Raw genomic sequence first — 20,605 nt, 5'->3', positions numbered from 1 at the left:
AGCCCACATTACGCAGCCTGGGGTATCACACACCATAATTACAATGAAACTAGCATTTTTTTCTATACAAGGTGCTGCAATGCTGGCGATCGCAGCCACTATTGTCACTACAGGGGCGCTACAAGCACAACCCATTGTTCCCGCACCCAATGACACTGGAACTACTGTCACGCCTAGCGGCGATCGCTTGAATATTACAGGCGGTAAAACTTCTAGAGATGGAGCGAATCTTTTCCACAGTTTTCAACAGTTTGGGCTTAGCGAAGGGCAGATTGCTAATTTTATCTCTAATCCCGCTATTCGGAACATTCTGGGTCGGGTAGTAGGCGGCAATCCTTCTATTATTAACGGTTTACTTCAAGTAAGTGGCGGCAACTCCAACCTTTTTTTAATCAATCCTTCGGGCATGATATTTGGCCCTAATGCTAGCTTGAATCTTCCGGCTGCTTTTACGGCTACTACTGCTACTAACATAGGTTTTGATTCCGGTTTGTTCAATGTGGCTGGAGCGAACGATTACAGTACGCTGATAGGAACTCCGAACACTTTTTACTTTAATCTCAGCCAACCGGGAAGTATTATTAATGCAGGTAATTTAGCAGTTATGCGGGGACAAAGTATAACTTTAATTGGCGGTACTGTCATCAGCACTGGTTCGCTCAATGCTCCCCAAGGTAATATTATTGTCGCTGCTGTACCCGGTAAAAATGCTGTTCGGCTTAGTCAAGAAGGACATTTATTGAGTTTAGAAATAGGGGTGGTTGACGGGGAATTGTTGGCACAGAATGGGCAATTATCTCTGCCTTTGTCTCTTCCGCAATTGCTTGCGGGCGCAGGTGGGAACTCTGCTACTGGTATCTCCGTTAACGGTGCTGGGGAAGTGGTGTTGACGGCGGGTTTGAGGGTGGAAAGCGGGGATGTGGCGATCGCTAGTTCTACTGTTAACAGTCAGAATGCTACACTCTCGGCAGCACGCAATCTCACTTTGGTAGAAAGCCAGCTACTTACTGAGAACTATTTGTATCTGTTGGCTGGAGATACGGTGCGGGTGAGGGATGGAAGTTATCCTTTCAGGGCGATCGCAGGCGGCAATCTTACTATACAAGGTAATCAAAATATTGATATCTTCGCCCTAAATTACCCCAGCCCTGCATTCCAATCCTCCGGGGATATCACATTATTGAGCAATGGCACTGTTTCCGGTGATGCTCACTTCACTGCGGGAGGTAATGTAAGTATTCTCACATTGGCTGGCAACGGCGGCAGTTTTTTGAGTTTGTACGACCCGATTATTAGCTCGGAGGGAGATGTGAGATTTGGGGATTATACTGGAACCTCACTTAAGGTAGAAGCAAAAGGCGCGATCGCGGCGGGAGATATTAGTATCACTGGGCCAGATACTACTTTGTCAGGTTCTGCCGATCCAGATGCGGCGGTGCTTTCAGGTAGTGCAGCTTTAATTCTGCGATCGGGCGTTTCGACTGTGGCGAATGCTGGGAATCTGCCGCCGGATGTCATCCAAGGGGAGGTATTTTTTGTTTCATCGGGTGTTGCTTCGGGCAATAGCATCGGAGTGGGAGCGATTTCGACAGCAGGCGGGCCTGTGATTTTAGAGTCGGGAGGGGACATTGCGCTGGATGCGATCGCCACTTCTGGCGGTAATATTACTCTCAATGCTGCTAGCGACATCGCCGTTACAGGCACTCTTCAGTCTACTGGCGGCAGTATTGACCTCACGGCTGGCAATCTTCTCACAGTCAGCGGCACTTTTACAGATAGTAACGGTGTAAATGCGAGCATTTCCAGCGCTAATGGCACGGGTGGCGGCGCGATTACTATTCGCCACGCGGGGAGCACGACTATACCTTTTATTGTCGGCGATGCGACAACGAATGGGACGGCGGGAGCGATTACATCAGGTTCCGAAACAATTTCGCCAGAGTTTGCGGTGCCGGTGCCGCCTAGGAGTTACACTCAGGGCAATATTGCGATCGTTACTTCCGCGCCATCTCCAACACCGGAACCGACACCGACACCGGAACCGACACCAACGCCGGAACCGACACCACAACCGACACCATCTCCAACCCCACAACCAACGCCGGAACCGACACCACAACCGACCCCATCTCCAACCCCACAACCAACCCCATCTCCGACACCACAACCAACCCCATCTCCGACACCACAACCAACCCCATCTCCAACCCCACAACCAACGCCGGAACCAACGCCGGAACCGACACCACAACCAACACCAGAACCGACACCACAACCGACACCACAACCGACACCATCACCATCTCCAACACCACCACCATCTCCAACACCATCTCCAACACCATCTCCAACACCGGAACCCGCGCCATCTCCAATATCAGAACAAACGACATTACCGGATATTTCAATTACCAATGCACTCTCTCAATCTGACAACCTGAATAGCATTAATAGAATTGAATCTCTTTTTAACTACAGATCCGATGGGGTAAGCGAAGTTGTCCAAACGGCATCGCCTCTAAGTATAGTTAGCCCCAGCGATATCACACGGCTAATCGATAAAGGCGATATCCCTCAAGCCAGTTTCTTTATCGATATCTTCTACAGCGAACAAGTGGGGTCATACATTAACCAGCAAATCAGGCGGGATTTGCAATCTTTTACCGCCATACAGCAAAGAACTAGAACGATCGCCAGCCAAACTGGTAAAAAACCAGCCATTATTTACGCCTTAGCCCGCCCTGAACAACTAGACCTGATCGTAGTTCCCCCTACAGGCATCCCAATTTACAAAAGCATCCCCGCCGCCCGGCGCGAAACTTTGATGCAAGTCGCCGCCAATTTTAGGGATGAACTCCTTAATCCCAGAAACCTAAATACTCAGAGATATTTGCCAGCATCCCAACAACTTTACCAGTGGATAATTGCGCCCTTGGAAGCTGATTTGAAAGCTGAGGGCATCGACACCCTAGTTTTTAGTATGGATGCGGGATTGCGATCGCTCCCCTTAGCCGCCCTCCATGACGGTTCTCAATTTCTAGTAGAAAAGTACAGCATCGGACTCATTCCCAGCGTCAACTTAACCGATACTAGCTATGAAAGTGTTAAAAATGCTGAAGTTTTAGCAATGGGAGCGTCGCAATTTACCAATAACCAACCATTACCCGCAGTGCCTGCAGAACTTAATGCTATTGCCTCCGAATGGAAAGGCGAATCCTTCCTCAACCAAACCTTTACTCTCAACAATCTTAGGTCGCAACGCACCGCCCAAGCCTTTCGGATTATTCACCTCGCCACTCACGGAGAATTTAAGTCAGGAGCACCGAGCAATTCTTACATTCAGTTATCAGATAGAAGGTTAACACTCGATCGCGTGCGCGAACTAGGCTGGAATCAGCCACCTAAAGTTGAGCTATTGGTGTTGAGCGCTTGCAGAACTGCTGTGGGTGATGATGACACCGAATTAGGTTTTGCGGGGTTAGCTGTGCAAGCGGGGGTGAAGTCAGTTTTAGCTAGTCTTTGGTACGTCAGCGATGAAGGTACTTTAGGGTTAATGGCTGAATTTTACGATCGGTTAAAAGTCGCACCTATTAAAGCTGAAGCCTTGCGGCAGGCTCAAATTGCTATGCTCAAAGGTCAAGTTCGCATTGAAAATGGCCGTTTAATTTTGTCTAACTCAAATAAGGAGTTAGAATTACCGCCCGAATTAGCTAAACTGAGTAATGAAAATCTTTCCCATCCTTATTATTGGTCGGGCTTTACGATGATTGGAAGTCCTTGGTAATGTCATTGCGAGGAACAAAGCAATCGTAATACCAATTTAATGTGAAGTTGCACACATCTCGATCCCCCTCGCATCCCCCTTAAGAAGGGGGACTTTGAGCGGAATCTTGTCCCCCCCTTATTAAGGGGGGCTAGGGGGGATCGGATTCTACGGGGCCTCATAAAAAATTGGTATAAGAAATTTAGGCGTAGCTCGCAATCAGATGCTAGTTAATCAAGTGTAGGGACAAAGGCTTTCGCCGTGTTCCTACGCGGATATAACGATAGGCGGGGGTACTTCATAAACGTCGAATCTGCTGTAAGTTATATTTGAGTGAAACCTATAAAATTTAACAATTAAAAAGGTTGCATAATGATACAGCAAAAAATTGTTTCAAATCTAGTTTTTATAGCCTCAAATGTTGAAGATTACCAGAGTTTAATTAGCGGGATTTCCCCAAATGCTGAAGTAATTATCCTAGATGAAACGCTCGATGGCATTGAGCAAATTACCGAAAGGCTCGCAATTGAACAAAATATACATATAGAAGCAATCCACATCATCTCTCACGGCAGTCCAGGTGCAGTACAACTCGGTGCAAATACACTCAACACCAGCAACATAGACAGCTTCGCCCCTCAACTCCAACAGTGGCGCAAAGCATTAATTCCCGGTGCCGATATTCTCCTCTACGGGTGTAATGTTGCCGCTGATGTATCGGTGAAAATTGACATCCGCCACATCCGCCACATCCGCCACATCCGCCAGGGGTTAAAACCCCCGTCTCATAGCTTAAGTCGGTTGAAACCGACTGAAGACAATTCATTTATTCAGTCCTCGATCGAGGACTTTCGCGATCGGACGGGGGTTTTAACCCCCGGCGGGACTGGTGTTAAGCCCACAAAACCTAACCAATTCCTCCAACGCCTGAGTGAATTAACGGGTGCCGACATCGCCGCCTCCGCCAACTCCACCGGCAATGCCGCACTGGGCGGAGACTGGGAACTGGAAGTACAAATAGGCCTCATTGAAACACCAATACCATTTAACGCCAATGCCCTGAAAACCTACAGCGGTCTACTAGGCTTCGCTCCCAAAGTTGACTTCGCAACTGGCGCTAGCCCCAGATCCGTCAGCATCGGCGACATCAACGGCGACGGCAAACCTGACTTAGCAACGGCCAACTACACCTTCAGCACCGCCTCCATCCTGATAAACACCACCGCCACCGGAGCCGGCACTCCCACCTTCACCACCAAATTTGACTTCGCTACTGATCTTTGGCCTCAATCCGTCAGCATCGGCGACATCAACGGCGACGGCAAACTTGACTTAGCTGTGGCGAGCTCCGGCAGCAACGGCGTCTCCATCCTGCTCAACACCACTGCCACTGGAGCCACCACTCCCACTTTCTCCCCCAAAGTCGGGTTCGCTACTGGCGTTAAACCCCTATCCATCAGCATAGGCGACATCAACGGCGACGGCAAACCTGACTTAGCAACGGCGAATTTTGACAGCAACACCGCCTCCATCCTGCTCAACACCACCGCCACCTTCGCCACCACCCCCACCTTCGCCACCAAAGCTGACTTCGCCACTGGTGGCAATAACCCCCAATCCGTCAGCATCGGCGACATCAACGGCGACGGTAAACCTGACTTAGCAACGGCGAACATCGGCTTCGGTAGCAGTACCTCCATCCTGCTGAACACCACTGCCACCGGAGCCGCCACCCCCTCCTTCAACCCGACAGTTGACTTTGTTACTGGTAGCAACCCCCTATCCATCAGCATAGGCGACATCAACGGCGACGGCAAACCTGACTTAGCAACGGCGAATTTTGACAGCAACACCGCCTCCATCCTGCTCAACACCACCGCCACCTTCGCCACCACCCCCACCTTCGAGCCAAAAGTTGACTTCACTACTGGCAGTGGCTCCTACTCTGTCAGCATCGGCGACATCAACGGTGATGGCAAACCTGACTTAGCTGTGGCGAACCGCAATGACGACAACGCCTCCATCTTGCTCAACACCACCGCCACGGGAGCCACGACTGCCACTTTCGCCCCCAAAGTAGACTTCCTTACTGGCACTGGCCCCCTCTCCGTCAGCATCGGCGACATCAACGGCGACGGCAAACCTGACTTAGCAACGGCGAACCAAGACGACACCGCCTCCATCCTGCTCAACACCAGCAGCCCCAAAGTTACTGCAGTCACTGCCACCACTGCAGACGGTAGCTACGGTGTAGGTTCCACCATCAATATCACCGTCACCTTCGATGCTGCTGTCACCGTCATCGGCACACCCCGACTGCAACTAGAAACTGGCACAACTGACCAATTTGCCACTTATGCCAGTGGTAGCGGCGGTACCGCCCTCACTTTCAACTATGTAGTCCAAGCCGGAGACACTTCCCTCGACTTAGAATACCTCTCCACAAGTGCCCTCACCCTCAACGGCGGCACCATCAAAGATAATTTGACTGTGGATGCCATCTTAGCCCTGCCCGCTACCGCCTCAGCCAACTCGCTCGGCGGTAGCAAAGCCATAGTTATTGATGGCATTGCACCAACAGTTGCTTTAACATCCACATCACCAACAACACTAAATGGTTTATTTAGCGTCACAGCAACATTCAGCGAAAATGTCACCGGGTTTGATAATACTGATATCACCGTAGCCAATGCGACTATCGGTAACTTTGTCACAGTTGATGCCAAAACCTACACCTTTGATGTCACTCCTACTGCTGATGGCCCCGTCACAGTTGATGTACCGGAGGCTAAAGCGAAGGATACTGCGAGTAATAACAATACCGCTGCCACTCAACTGACTCGTACTGCTGATATTACACCGCCAACAGTTGCCTTAACTTCAACTTCAGCAACAACAATCAATGCACCATTTTTAGTCACAGCAACTTTCAGTGAAAATGTGACAGGATTTAGTGCAACTGGCATTAATGTTACTAACGGTAGGGTTAGCGGTTTTACAGGTAGCGGCACGACTTATAATTTTACAGTTACACCGAATGCTGATGGCCCCATCACAGTTGATGTACTTGCTGCTAAAGCTACGGATATTGCCAGTAATAACAATATCGCTGCCACTGGACTGGTTCGCACTGCTGATTTTACCGCACCAACAGTTGCTTTAACATCAAATTCAGCAACAACAATAAATGCACCATTTTTAGTCACAGCAACTTTCAGTGAAAATGTGACAGGATTTAGTGCAACTGGCATTAATGTTACTAACGGTACGGTGAGCGGTTTTACAGGTAGCGGCACGACTTATAATTTTACAGTTACACCGAATGCTGATGGCCCCGTCACAGTTGATGTACCGGAGGCTAAAGCTACCGATACTGCCAGTAATAACAATATCGCTGCAACTCAACTGGTTCGTACTGCTGATGTTACCGCACCAACAGTTGCCTTAACATCAACTTCACCCACAACAATAAATGCACCATTTTTAGTCACAGCCACTTTCAGTGAAAATGTGACAGGATTTAGTGCGAGTGGCATTAATGTTACTAACGGTACGGCGAGCGGTTTTACAGGTAGCGGCACGACTTATAATTTTACAGTTACACCGAATGCTGATGGCCCCGTCACAGTTGATGTACCGGAGGCTAAAGCTACCGATACTGCCAGTAATAATAATACCGCTGCCACTCAACTGACTCGCACTGCTGATGTTACCGCACCTACTGCTAGCTTGGGTACAATTTCTAACATTACTACAGCGGGCGGCACAAGTCAGACATTGACAGTTACTTTCAGTGATAGTAGCGGAGTTGATGTTAGCAGTTTAGATAACTCTGACCTGGTAGTAAACTGGTCAGGTGGTGCAATTCCCGCTACATTTGTCAGCGTCGATACTAATAGTAACGGCACACCTCGCACGGCAATTTATTCGCTGACTCCGCCTGGGGGAAGTTGGGATGATACAGATAATGGCAGTTACACTGTTAATTTGCAAGCATCGCAAGTAAAAGATACTTTTGGCAATCAAGTTGTAGGTAGCAATTTAGGCAGTTTTACTGTTAACATAGCCACGCCGACTCCGACTCCCACGCCAACACCGACTCCCCCGCCGACTCCGACTCCCACGCCAACACCAACTCCCCCGCCAACACCGACTCCCCCGCCGACTCCCACGCCGACTCCGACTCCCCCGCCAACACCGACTCCCCCGCCGACTCCCACGCCAACACCGACTCCCCCGCCGACTAGGACTCCCACAACAACTCCAGGTACTCCCGCTATCATTTTCATTCAACCACTTAGCAGTACCGAGGTACTCGAAAGCTTGGGCAGCGATATATACAAAGTGCGACTAAATACTCAACCAACTGCTAATGTCACCGTTGCTATTACTGCGGGAACCCAAGTTACTGTCAGCCAAAGGGCCCTTACTTTTACTTCCGCCAATTGGAATGTCGCTCAAACGGTAACGGTGACTGCGGTTGACGATGCGGTTGCTGAGGGCGATCGTCTAAGTCCAATTAGCCACGCCACTACCAGCAATGACACATTGTATAACAACCTGGTCGCCCCTCTCACAGTCAATATCAGCGATAACGACAACTTAGGCGATGTCACAACCTTGTTGAAAAAGTCAGTAATCGGTTTGACAGATAAGGACGATCGCGCCACAGGATCGGCATTGAATGATATTATCCACGCACGCCCCGGCAATGATTATCTTGATGGCAAAGCAGGCGATGACTTGCTGTACGGACAAAAAGGGGATGACGGCATCAACGGCGGTGATGGCAATGACATTATTTTTGGCGGCCAAGGCATTGAATTTATTCAGGGTGACGGCGGTTCTGATTTGATTTACGGAGGTAAGGCAAACGATCGCATTTACGGAGGCGATGGCGACGATATATTGTTTGGCGACGGGGGCAATGATTACTTATTTGGAGAAATGGGGGCCGACACTCTCACAGGCGGATTGGGTTTTGATGTGTTTGCGATCGCGATCGATACTGGTTCAACAGACTTAGCTACTGCTGATACGATCGTTGATTTTACCCTAAATCAAGACAAAATTGATTTAATTAGCCCCCTTGCTTTTAACCAGTTAAATATTTTTCAAGGAACCGGCGCGAATGTGAGCGATACTATAATTCAGTATCAGGTAACAGGGGAATATTTAGCTGTCTTGAAAGGAGTCACTGCCAGCAGTATAGTTCAGGCAGTAACTTTTTAGACTTCGTATGTTGTGGCGCTTTAGCGCTAAAGCGCCACAATATACCTACGCGATTTAGATCGCCTAGTTGGTAGCGTGTCTCAGCAGTCGATCGCACTTTTGTTTTGATTCTCAGGTAAGCTGTTGTGCATTTAAATTGTATATTTCTAGTCCAGATCGAAAATCGTCAAATCCTCTCCCCCTCTCCCCTTCTCCCCCTCTCCCTCTCTAATACCATAGGCAATCTAGATGCAACACAGCTTATATAGCAATCCTCGCATCATTTGTGAATTTCTTACTCCCTAGCAAGCTACTTCGGGGAGGGTTGGGGTGGGGTCAAAAATTTACGACTCCTGCAAAGATCGCTATAGCAACCGCTTAATTTAAATTGTGTAGCCTGTCTTTGATTTTTGTGCGAGTCCCCAATGCAGACTGACAGCGTTCCCAATAAATTTTAGCAATGCGATCGCCCTGATTCTGACGCCAACACTCTGAAAACAGCCACGCCGCTTCAGCCACATTCCCTTCCGAGTAAATCGCCAAAGCTTTTGCAAACAATTCCAGCGTAGCTAACTTGCCCTCTTTAATTTGTAGCGGATCTGCATCAAACACCTCATAAACCGTCACAGCTTCGGATTTTCCTTTGACTTTTACCGTATCGAGAGTGCGGATTGCGTACTGGGATGGATTTTTTAGGCGCGAGTAAGTTGGCTGGGTAATTAATAGAGACACCCCATAATTTTTCGTCAAACTTTCCACGCGAGAAGCTAAATTCACCGCATCGCTGATGACTGTCCCGTCCATGCGATTTGGTCCTCCTACAGTTCCCAGCATCAAAGAACCCGTATTAATCCCAATTCCAATCTGAATCGGCGCACAGCCAGCGTTAGCGCAGTATTCATTGTATTCAGCGAGACGGTGTAGCATAGCAATTCCCGCTTTCACCGCATGATCCGCCTCACCGCTAAACAGCGCCATAATCGCATCGCCAATATATTTGTCGATAAACCCCTTATTTTCATTAATGACGGGTTCCATACGAGAAAGATAAGAATTGATAAATTTGAAATTATCCTCCGGCGTCATAGTTTCCGAAAGCGTGGTAAAATTGCGAATGTCAGAAAACAGTACCGACATTTCTAACTGCACTTGATCGCCCAATTCCACATCAATGATGCTTGATTTCCTGAGAAACTGGAGGAATTGATGGGGCACGAAGCGCTCGTAAGCTTTGTTGAGTTGAGCCAGCCTGCTTTCATTTTCGCGTACTTCTGTATAAAGCTTAGAATTTTGAATCGAGATCGCCGCTTGTCCAGATAAAACTTTTAATATTTCCACTCTTTCTGGGGTAAAAGCTCCCGCTGTCAAATTATTTTCTAGGTAAACAATACTAATGATTTGAGATTGATTAATCAGCGGCACACATAAAATTGATTTGGGCTGATGCTTTCGGATGTGGCGGTCGTTGGTAAATTGTCCCGAGCGTGCAGCATCATCCAATACCACGCTTTCTTGAGTGCGGCTCACATAATTGACAATTGCGGTAGCAAGTTCTTGACAGGTTTCAACCGGGATTGACTGCAACACGGTGACGAGTTCGTCATCGATTGTCCCTTCAGCTTCAATCAACAGTTGTCCCTGGCTTAACAAAATCAGATAGCCTCGTTGCGCCCCTGCATTTTCCATCAAAATTTTCATCAAGCTAGACAGTAGCTTATCTAGCATAATTTCTCCAGAAATCGCCTGAGAAGCCTTCATAACTGCGGTGATATCTAGGTGATTACCCGAACCAGTCGTTGTCATTGATACGGTAGTTTGAGTGTTGTTCCTTCCCGGTTGAGTTACCGCGAATAAGTGGGGATATCGCGTTTCTAAATCCGTTACCTTAGCAGTGGCTCCCCATTCAACATAACAATAATACGCCTCAAATATGTAGGCTTGAGCAACTTTTGTTTTGCCCCATTCCCCGTAAAATTTTGCTGCTAGTTCGTTGGCCAGGGCTTCGTCATTAACATATTCGTTTTCTTGGGCTCCTTCAATTGCGCGATCGTACATTTCAATCGCCTCGGCTTTATTGCCCAACACCCGTTGCCGTTCTGCTTCCACTAAATACCATTTATGCAGATAGTTCATCGGAGCATTTTGCGCCCACTGTTGCAGCGTGCTTTGATGGGTTTCCACTAAGGCAATAATTTCAGTTTGCTCACTTGCTGGCTGTGCCGGAAAAAGTGCCAGGTGCGTCAGGGCGGCATAAAAATGAAAAATTGGAACAAAAGCCGATCCAGATACTCCCATCAAATACTGTTTGACTTGGGTAATGTGGTCTAGTGCAGCCGTATAATTGCCATAGCAGTAAGCAAGCAGCAGTTTGAAGATGCAGGCACAAGCGATCGCCGTAAATTCATTATCCTGATAGTGCCTGGGAATCATCACCGTTTCATCGTAGGCAGAGCCTATTAACAAATCCGGCCGAGTACGGGTTTCCCTCAAGTTTTGCACCGTCTGCTGAATCATATCCAAATAAACCCGAGCAGAATATTGTTTTAACTGCGCCATGACAGCCCTGTAACTTGCTATTTCTGGTTCCCAAGTGTCTAGTTCTACCCCAGCGAATAAATGAGTATAAAAACAAATATATATGTTGTACCCAGCGTCTACAAAGTCGCCGGTTTCCATACCCAACCTATAGCCTTCTTTCAGCGTCGGTATCGTTGCCAAAAGAGCTTCTTGGCGATGCTGAATCCAACCACCAAACAACAGCAGAATTATAGACTTGAATTCCCGTACATTGAACCTATCGAGCAATGAAAGTGCCAATTGCCCAAAGCCATAGCCCGTTTCCACCTCTTGTAAAAAGGCACAGAACACCATCCCGTGCATCGCATAACCCACTGTCGATGCGGGCGCATTCCCAAAGGAGAGGGATAAACTCACCATCGTAGAGCTCAGAAGAGGCAGCAAACCGGGCATTCCCTGGAAAATGGGTGGAAACAACATACCAGACAGTTGGATAGCTGCCTGAGTCTGTGGATTTGTCATCACAGGTAGGTCAACCAATTCCTCAATCTTTCTGTCGCCGAGGGAGCCCGCAAGGGCTTGTAGCGCTTTGCCAATCTTGGCTTCATCAGGTTCGGCAGGGAGCTCAATCCCCAATTGTAAGAGTGCCTCTCTTGCTACGGCGATCGTTTCTAAAACCTTGCTCTGGGCTGTCTGAGCGGCAATTTTAATTTCGTAAATTTTAACTCGATCTAAAATTGTTTGGGCTTCTTGCAAAACCAGTGCGGCTATCTGTTCCATACCATCAAAGTCACCATTCAAATAGGCAATTTCAGCAGCAGCAACATAGAGATTTAGCGCCAGTTGATATTGAGTTTGCCAGCATTGAGGTGTCAGTAGCTCGATTCCCGTTTGTAGATAAATATTTGCCGCCGCGTAGGCGGTAGAACTTCTGGCTTTACGTCCTGCTTCTAAGTTGAGTTGGGCTAAGGCTTCTCGTTCGCTTAATCGATCGATTAACTCAATTCCTTGATTTAAATGCCCCACAATATCAAACAGTTTTTCTTCTGTTTCAATGTCGGAAGAATTTTGTAGCAGTAACTGTCCTATTTTCAGATGAGTGGCTTTTTTTTGCTCGTCGGGAATCAATGAATAAGCCGCTTGCTGGACGCGATCGTGCAGGAAGCGATAAGTGGGATTAGCAACAGACTGATTCGGAGGTCGATCGTCTGCTTGAATTAAATCATAGCCTTCTGAAATCACTAAAATGAGTCCTTCTTGCAAGGCTTTCCACAGCGCTGATTCCGTTTGTTCTGGTAATTCTTCGCTGACTATTGCCAAGGTCTCTAAATCAAACTGCGCCCCTATGCACGCGGCAAGTTTGAGAACATCCTGAGTTTGGGCAGGCAACTTCTGCAATTGCGCCGCCATAAACTCAACCACATCCGAGGCGTCGGCAAATTTAACTCGATCGATATTGCACTGCCACCCTCCTTGTACCCCCCTGGGTCTCCCGTTGGTAAGGGGGGATGAAAGGGGGGTGGGGAACCCAGGGGGAGCAAATATAATGTGACCATCTTCATACAACGACTTGAGGAATTGAGTAGAGAAAAAGGGATTACCTTTGGTTTTTTGATAAACCAGTTCTGTCAACGGCTCAGCCAAGGATAAATCGCAAATCAGCGTATCTGCTACCAACTGATTCATATCTGCTAAACTCAACGGTTGCAGCGTAATCGTATTCACCACTGCCCCAGACTTCACAATCTCATCCACCGTCAACATAAACGGGTGAACAGGGGAGACTTCATTATCCCGATAAGCACCCAATACTAACAGATGCCCTGTATCCTGCATTAACAGTTGTAGCAAGTTGAGCGATGCTGAATCTGCCCACTGCAAATCGTCCAAAAAAATCACTAAGGGATGTTCGGCAGTAGTAAATACTTGTACAAACTTTTGCATCAGCAGATTGAAGCGATTTTGTGCTGCATTCCCTGACAGTTCTAGTGCGGCCGGTTGAGGGCCAATAATGCGTTCTAACTCAGGAATTACCTCAATCAGCACTTGCCCGCTATCGCCCACTGCTGTCAGAATATTGGTCTTCCATGTTTGTAATTGAGCGTCACTTTCTGATAATAATTGCCCCATCAATTCTCGAAATGCTTGCACAAATGCACTGAAAGGAATATTGCGCCCAAATTGATCGTATTTGCCTTGAATAAAATAGCCGCGCTGTCTGGCGATCGGCTTGTGGACTTCGTTCACTACGGCGGTTTTACCAATCCCAGAAAAGCCAGCTACTAGCATCATTTCGGCACTGGCCGTACTGACTCTTTCAAAGGCTGCTAATAGATGCTCTACTTCAGTTTCTCTACCGTATAACTTTTCTGGAATCAGAAAACGGTCTGTAAGATCGTGCTTTCCCAAGTCAAATTCTTCTATGCTATGCGTTTCTTGTAATTGAACCAAACACATTTCTAGATCGTGCTTGAGTCCCAAGGCTGTTTGATAGCGATTTTCGGCATTCTTAGCCATCAATTTACTGATAATTTTCGAGATAGCTAGAGGAATTTCTGGAGCGGATTCGTGGGCAGGAATTGGTTGTCTGGCAATGTGGCAGTGCACCAACTCTAAAGCGTCTTCTGTGTCAAAAGGTAGTTTTCCTGTGAGCAATTCGTAGAAGGTGACGCCGAGAGAGTAAAAATCTGTGCGGTAATCGAGAGTGCGATTCATCCTGCCGGTTTGTTCGGGTGAAATATAAGCTAAGGTTCCTTCTAAAATGTTGGGGTTTTTCAGGGTCGGGGTTTCTCTTTTTAACTGAGTAGAAATGCCAAAGTCGATAATTTTGAGCTGGTCGGTGGCTGGATTAAATACTATATTAGAAGGGTTAATATCCTTGTGAATAATATTGGCGCTGTGAATTTGCCCTAATATTTCTGTGGTGGCGATCGCCAGCAGCAGAAACTCGTTGAGGCTAAACTTTCGCTGCTGCATCCATATTTTCAAGGATTCCCCGCCAAAGTCCTCCACAAAAATCACGAGGCTGTTTTGGTATTTTTTCAAGTCATAGACTCGCACGACTCCCGCCTCTTGCAGCTCTCGGGTGATGCGGTATTCGGTGCGGTAGCGCAGCAATTCTTGAGGTGTGGGGTAGCTCTCTTTGAGAAGTTTGAGGATGAGCGGTTGGCGATCCGCTTCCCGAAGGGCCCGGTAAACCAGAGAGCTGGCACTTTCGTAAAGCAGCTTCTGGATGGCAATGCCTGGAATGGACAGCATATTTATTTTTCTGGTAAAAATTAACGCGAATTCAAAACACACAGGGTTCGTTGTGTCGAGAATAGCGCTTTAGAAAGTAACAAATTATGTTTTTATAACACACTCTTAGTTTTTCGGCAGCGAACAGGCTTTCAGGTGGTCTGGCAGACTAAGGGTAAGGAGTTATCATGCTACATATCTCAACCTGGTTAATTCTCAATTCCATAAATTGTCCCCCTTGCGGTTTTTCAAACATCGTTAAAAATGGCTCCACCCACAGCGGTCAGCAAAATTTTCCATGTATAGACGGTCACAGGTAGTTTGCTCAAAAGCCCAGAGATCGACCGATTTGACAAGAAACCAAATAATTGATCGATCGGCTTTTATTATCAAAAATATCTTGAGCCGCGATCGTCAAAGTCACGGGAGTGTAGCCCCGCTGCTTGCAATACTCTGTCTTTTTCAACAATTAGCATCAGCCTTCCGGCAAGTTCAAGTAAAGTAAAAAAAAGGCAAGTTAACAATCCAAGGTGATGAAATGTAGTTTTTCGTAAACCCTAAGGCTAACAAGCAGTGAAAATAGCTGCCAATTGATGCCTTAACCAAAAAAATTATAGGGGTTTATAGCAATCCTACATGAGTCGTAAAGTTTTTACCCCACCCCAACCCTTCCCGAATTCGCGGGGATGGAGCAAGAAATTCACAAATGATGCGAGGATGGCTATATATAGGAAGTCGAGTTGAAATGGGTGCTAAAGGTTTGTCGGATTCTCTCCCATGTTTACAGACAATGTGCCGTCTCTGATACAGATTTTTGGGTCGCATATAAAAAAGTTTTGCCTCGCGACCGACACAAATCTGTCGGGAAAGATACGGGCAAAACTTCTGATATCGAAAGATGCAAGAACTCCCCGATCTAGAGGATATCTTGCTATTGTTGTAAGAAAGAGTCTTTCCTAATCTAAAAAGCTCTCCAATCGTGTGAGAGTCTTGTGGTATTTTATTCATCATTACAACGCTTCTTTATCCCTAAAAGGATTGAGAATTTTTCGTTGCTATGCAGGAGTACCAGGCTTTGTTCTAATGATTTTGGAGAGTGATTTATCTACTTCCCCTTACCCTTGCGGACCACAAACTCCCGCAGCCGCAGTAAACTAGCGGTTTGCCCCAAATTTAGCGGCAGCAGGGACACTCCCTCCAACCGAGACTGCACCCAACCGTCGCCCCAATACCACTCGTGGAATCCGTCAATGCCCTGACTCAATAATAGCCGCAGACAATTGTGCTCAGCAGTATCAACGTGATGCTGAACTGCCACGGGGCCCAGCCAAGTCGTAAAGGTCAAACCTCGAGAAAATTCTTCTGGCAAACCGCTAGACAACTGCTGCGGCCACAGCCACTGCTGCAATTGACTCGGACGCAACAAGCTGTCTCTAATCGCTGTTTCGGAAGCTTCAAGCTCGATCCGCAGGTTGCTTTGTTGAAAATTACCGAGCATAGGAATTTGAAATTTTATATAGGAACTTTACGTAACTTAAATGTAACTTATTGCACCGCGTTCGATCGACAATCGCGATCGCACCCTCTGAAAATTCCCGTACATTTAGTAAAAAAAATTTACCTATTTGGAGAGCGGTTGGGGAGTAAAACTAGAAACAACTGCCACAATCCGCGCTGCCACCATCGAGTCAACTACAATCCGCGCCGCTACAATCGAGTCCACAACAATCCGCGCCGCCACCATCGAGTCCACAACAATCCGCGCCGCCACCATCGAGTCCACAACAATCCGCACCGCTACAATCGAGTCCCGAAAAACATTCCGAGATTCCACAATCTAGCCCTTCAATACAGTAATTTTCACCCTGAGAGCTTCTGCGAGGAGTTTCCCCCTGAGATTTTGGTCGATCGGATTTTGGTTCGTCGTTACCCTCGAAATTGGAGTCTTCACTGCCAGATTGACTGCTAAACCGGGCTTTCAAGATTTGATTCGCGCGCTTGCAAGCGGCAAACCGGCGGCGCGATGCTTTAATCGCCCCAAACAAGCCCAATTTGGCGATCGCGCCCTTGATATACTGCGAGCAAGACTCCCCCCCGTACAGCACTCGGTGAGCGCAAGAAAACCCTTTTCTCGGCGAGATGTGTTTCTGGTATCCGCTAATAGAAGCTACAGCTAAGTGTCGGAGGGCTGCATCAAAGATAGGCGTTTGCATTGGTTTCCCATACGTTATATATTTCCTTCCTGCTAACAACTACAACCAACAGCTCAACAATTCCCTGCGCCCGAACCATCGCCCCAAACCCGATTTTCGTATCGAACTGTTAAGCTCTGTTTCATTTCATTGAAATCTTCCCTGCTTCACGCCACCGCATCCAAACTCCGTGATACCATCACACCTGAGTAATGCCTATAGTAAAAAACTGGAGAGAAAAGCTTTGACACTAAGGGTTGCAGTAGTAGGTTCAGGCCCTGCGGGTTCTTCCGCCGCCGAAACATTGGTAAAAGCAGGAATCGAAACATACCTATTCGAGCGTAAATTAGACAACGCGAAACCCTGTGGCGGGGCGATTCCCCTGTGCATGGTCAGCGAATTTGACTTGCCGCAAAATATTATTGACCGCCAAGTCAGAAAAATGAAAATGATCTCCCCCTCCAACGTCGAGGTGGACATCAATATTGAAAACGCACATGAATACATCGGTATGTGCCGCCGCGAAGTGCTCGATGGCTTCCTGCGCGATCGTGCAGCTTCCTTGGGTGCAAAACTGATTAACGGCACCGTTCACAAATTAGAGATTCCTTCAAACAACACCGACCCCTACATTCTCCACTACGCCGACCACTCCGACGGCAGCGCCATGGGAATTCAGAAAACTCTGAAGGTGGATTTGGTAATTGGGGCTGACGGCGCTAACTCCCGCGTAGCAAAGGCGATCGACGCTGGCGACTACAATTATGCGATCGCCTTCCAAGAACGAATCCGCCTGCCAGAAGATAAAATGGCTTACTACGAAGATTTAGCCGAAATGTACGTCGGCAACGACGTATCTACCGACTTCTACGCTTGGGTGTTCCCCAAATACGACCACGTAGCCGTCGGTACCGGCACGATGAAAGTCAATCAAGCCGATATCAAAAAGCTGCAAGCAGGAGTCCGCGCCCGCGCTGCCAAAAAACTGATGGGCGGTGAGATTATTAAAGTAGAAGCTCACCCCATCCCGGAACATCCGCGTCCCCGCCGGGTTGTCGGTCGAGTTGCTCTCGTAGGCGATGCCGCAGGTTACGTTACCAAGTCTTCCGGCGAAGGTATCTATTTTGCAGCCAAGTCTGGCCGGATGTGCGCCGAAACTATTGTGGAGATTTCCAATAAAGGCGCGCGCATTCCTACTGAACAGGAAATCAAGCTTTACCTGAAGCGGTGGGATAAAGCCTACGGCATTACTTACAAAGTTCTGGACATTTTGCAGCGCGTGTTTTACCGTTCCGACGCTACTCGCGAAGCTTTTGTGGAAATGTGTGCCGATCGCGACGTGCAGAAACTCACATTCGATAGCTACTTGTATAAAACAGTGGTACCGGCCAATCCCTTCATTCAGATGAAGATTACCGCCAAAACCATTGGTAGCTTGTTGCGCGGCAATGCTTTAGCGCCTTAGTTCCCTGGTTTTAAACTAACTTTGTATAAAAAAAGCGGGCAGTCACAAAACTGCTCGCTTTTTTTTACAGCTAAGATAATAAACTGTCAAAATTCACAGGCGAGACGCCTGTGCCACGTCTGCTAAGGAAGAGCCAGAAGAAGAATTGTTAGTTCAAGTTGAATTGCACTAAGGTATCGGGGGCGAGGAAGTGGGAAATGTGATAAGCCCGTTCCTCGGTTTTCAGCAGGATTTTTTCGTAGAGGTAGCGGGTAGCTCGATCGCCCAAACTTTCTGCTTGTCCTGCTTGACGGCGCAGCAAACCTATAATAGCTTGTTCCGCCGTCAAATCGTGTTCTAGCATTTGGCGGCAAGAATACACGCCGTCTGGTTCCGGCTCGAAACAGCAAAGTTCGGCTAACTTGCTAAAACCCGCTGCTGGTATGCCGCCCAACCCGTTTAACCGTTCGCCCAACTCGTGGACGCTATCTTGAGCTTCTCCGTAGCTTTCTTCAAAGAATTTGTGCAAGGAGTAAAATTCTGCCCCTTCCACCACAAAATGATGTTTTTGATATTGCAGGTATAGAGCCTGAAAACTGGCCAGCAGCGCGTTCATCCCTTCACAAATCGGTGCTGTGACTGAATGTTCAAGTAGAACAGGATTTTCGGCTATGTGGCCAAACGGTCTCAATGCACTCTGAGTCTCAGCCATGTGTGTTCTCCTCTCAATAGGCAGTTTTGTTGCCAATAGAGTCAGTCTAGCACCCTAGATTTACCCGTCAAGCAGGGTCTGCCTCGATAGTAGAAGATTTTGTAGAGTAGGAAATTTTTTTGGGAAACCTATTGAGAATAATTAGCAGTTGGGTTATGCTTTAACAAGATGCTCGTTCTGAACGCTTCCTGAAAGCGGGGCGAACCTTCTGAAGGCAGAAGGCATAGGGCAAAAGGCAAAATTTTTTAGGAAGGGCTGTTGATAATCCTTGAGGTTCTTCAGAAATCTAGCTTTTAACTTCTGCCCGCTATCAGTCAGGGTAAAAATTAATGCAAATTATTACTGTTGTCAAAAAATGAATCCAGCAGATCCAGAATTAGAAGTTTGTGACATTGTGCAAGTTAGTTGGCTAGATAGGTGGCAAGTTTACAAACGCTTGCAAGAGCTAGAAATTCCCTGCTGGTGTGCGGTTGACCAACCTTTGCGGGCAAAAGTCAACACTGTCAAACAAGCTGCTCAATTAAAGAGCGTGTTGAGGCAAGTCAGCGCCCCTCGGGGCGAACTCGTGCAGTGGCTGGAGTGCTGCTGGCAAAGGGGGTAAAGGAAGCAGGAAGTTAGAGAAAGAGCAGCGTACAAAATGTAACGGATGTAACTGATTTAAAGGAGCTATAACGATGTATAAATCTGGCAAGCACGTTTCCGAATTCTACTTAGAGGGAGAAATCCTCGGCCTGATTATTGAAGATGGCTGTAAACTTAAATATTTGCGAATTAGTAGCGATCGCGGAGTAGAATATCTTGTTAAACTTTGCAAGGAATTGCGGTCATTTCTGTCACCTATTTTGACGCCCGGGTTGAAAGTTCAAATTGTAGGTGAGAAAGAACTCAACTTGAAAAACGGTAAAATAAAACTTAAAGCTCGCAGCCTCAAGCTGGCTCAGGGCAACGACGATCGCTCGCACGAACACCTCGACTCCACCAATGTGCCTGTTGCGGTATGGACATCCGACGATCGCGCGACCGGCAAAACCCAAGTCACCTCTCCCGCAGCAGCTCAAACTGTAAAAGCTCGGGCAAAAACCCAAACCAAAATATTAGTATGTCAAAAATCAGACTGCCAGAAGCGGGGCGCTGGAGGAGTCTGTAAAGCTTTAGAAAATGCTTTGAATGCGCGCGGTTTAGAAGACCAAGTGACAGTACAGGGAACCGGATGTCTCAAACAGTGTAAAGCAGGCCCAAATATAGTTGTGATGCCGGACAAAACTCGCTACAGTCGCATTGCACCGGCAGAAGTTCCAGCAATTATTGACAAACATTGTGCAGTTGTTAAAGCTTAGGCGATCGCCGGGATACCGAAACAGTGCGTTAGAAATCGGGAAAAATTATTTTGACAGGATAGGACTCAGGGCCAAAAACTCACGTCTGTAGGGCGATCGCAGGCGCATCTTACGCCTTAATTCGAGTTCGGGTTGTAGTTCGATCGCGCCACTCGATTCAGAGGCTATTGTCCGAAAAAACAGGAAAAATGA

At 47.5% G+C, this 20,605-nt stretch carries 11 protein-coding genes and 1 pseudogene; 6 read left to right on the top strand and 6 right to left on the bottom strand.

The genetic code is table 11. The features are described from left to right. Window positions 1–79 precede the first annotated feature (79 nt). Both QUA80_RS11830 and QUA80_RS11825 read left to right on the top strand, forming a co-directional pair. A complete protein-coding gene (locus QUA80_RS11830; protein WP_445302231.1) occupies window positions 80–3,784 on the top strand; it encodes a CHAT domain-containing protein in 3,705 nt (1,234 codons plus the stop codon). A gap of 351 nt (window positions 3,785–4,135) precedes the next feature. Continuing rightward, window positions 4,136–8,995 (top strand): DUF4347 domain-containing protein, encoded by a 4,860-nt coding sequence (locus QUA80_RS11825; RefSeq protein ID WP_333424324.1) that lies wholly within the window; start codon window positions 4,136–4,138, stop codon window positions 8,993–8,995. Window positions 8,996–9,352: 357 nt separating this feature from the next. Here QUA80_RS11825 and QUA80_RS11820 read toward each other — a convergent pair whose 3' ends face one another. Beyond that, window positions 9,353–14,749 carry an AAA family ATPase gene (locus QUA80_RS11820; RefSeq protein ID WP_333424322.1) on the bottom strand — a complete coding sequence of 1,799 codons (5,397 nt, stop codon included), beginning with the start codon at window positions 14,747–14,749 and terminating at the stop codon, window positions 9,353–9,355. A gap of 167 nt (window positions 14,750–14,916) precedes the next feature. Here QUA80_RS11820 and QUA80_RS33770 point away from each other — a divergent pair, with 167 nt between their 5' ends. Further along, window positions 14,917–15,048, top strand: coding sequence for an IS1/IS1595 family N-terminal zinc-binding domain-containing protein (locus QUA80_RS33770; RefSeq protein ID WP_445302230.1), 132 nt, complete (start codon window positions 14,917–14,919; stop codon window positions 15,046–15,048). 5 nt (window positions 15,049–15,053) lie between these two features. Here QUA80_RS33770 and QUA80_RS11815 read toward each other — a convergent pair whose 3' ends face one another. The 4 genes and pseudogenes from QUA80_RS11815 to yidD form a co-directional block, all read right to left on the bottom strand. After that, complete coding sequence (locus tag QUA80_RS11815) at window positions 15,054–15,197, bottom strand: hypothetical protein (protein WP_333424320.1); 144 nt, start codon at window positions 15,195–15,197, stop codon at window positions 15,054–15,056. 636 nt (window positions 15,198–15,833) lie between these two features. Continuing rightward, complete coding sequence (locus QUA80_RS11810; RefSeq protein ID WP_333424318.1) at window positions 15,834–16,226, bottom strand: hypothetical protein; 393 nt, start codon at window positions 16,224–16,226, stop codon at window positions 15,834–15,836. 123 nt (window positions 16,227–16,349) lie between these two features. Continuing rightward, complete coding sequence (locus QUA80_RS11805) at window positions 16,350–16,562, bottom strand: hypothetical protein (RefSeq protein ID WP_333424338.1); 213 nt, start codon at window positions 16,560–16,562, stop codon at window positions 16,350–16,352. Between the two features lie 154 nt (window positions 16,563–16,716). Next, window positions 16,717–16,941, bottom strand: a pseudogene (gene yidD / locus QUA80_RS11800) (membrane protein insertion efficiency factor YidD); the annotation flags it as partial. A gap of 223 nt (window positions 16,942–17,164) precedes the next feature. On the opposite strand from yidD, the gene chlP reads away from it, so the two are divergent. Then, the gene (gene chlP / locus QUA80_RS11795; RefSeq protein WP_333424316.1) at window positions 17,165–18,385 is read left to right on the top strand and encodes a geranylgeranyl reductase; all 1,221 of its coding nucleotides are present in this window, start codon (window positions 17,165–17,167) and stop codon (window positions 18,383–18,385) included. 148 nt (window positions 18,386–18,533) lie between these two features. Here chlP and QUA80_RS11790 read toward each other — a convergent pair whose 3' ends face one another. Continuing rightward, complete coding sequence (locus tag QUA80_RS11790; protein ID WP_333424315.1) at window positions 18,534–19,076, bottom strand: Dps family protein; 543 nt, start codon at window positions 19,074–19,076, stop codon at window positions 18,534–18,536. A 355-nt stretch (window positions 19,077–19,431) separates the two neighbouring features. Between QUA80_RS11790 and QUA80_RS11785 the strand changes: the two genes are divergently transcribed. Further along, window positions 19,432–19,677, top strand: a complete 246-nt coding sequence (locus tag QUA80_RS11785) for an Asr1405/Asl0597 family protein (protein ID WP_333336527.1) — start codon at window positions 19,432–19,434, stop codon at window positions 19,675–19,677. A gap of 73 nt (window positions 19,678–19,750) precedes the next feature. Next, a complete protein-coding gene (locus tag QUA80_RS11780; protein ID WP_333424313.1) occupies window positions 19,751–20,413 on the top strand; it encodes a (2Fe-2S) ferredoxin domain-containing protein in 663 nt (220 codons plus the stop codon). Window positions 20,414–20,605: the final 192 nt, after the last annotated feature.

The sequence above is a fragment of the Microcoleus sp. F4-D5 genome (genome assembly GCF_036704885.1).
Taxonomy (GTDB): Bacteria; Cyanobacteriota; Cyanobacteriia; order Cyanobacteriales; family Microcoleaceae; genus Microcoleus.
Note: the sequence above shows the minus strand (reverse complement) of the source record. Positions and strands in the feature narration are given on the sequence as shown.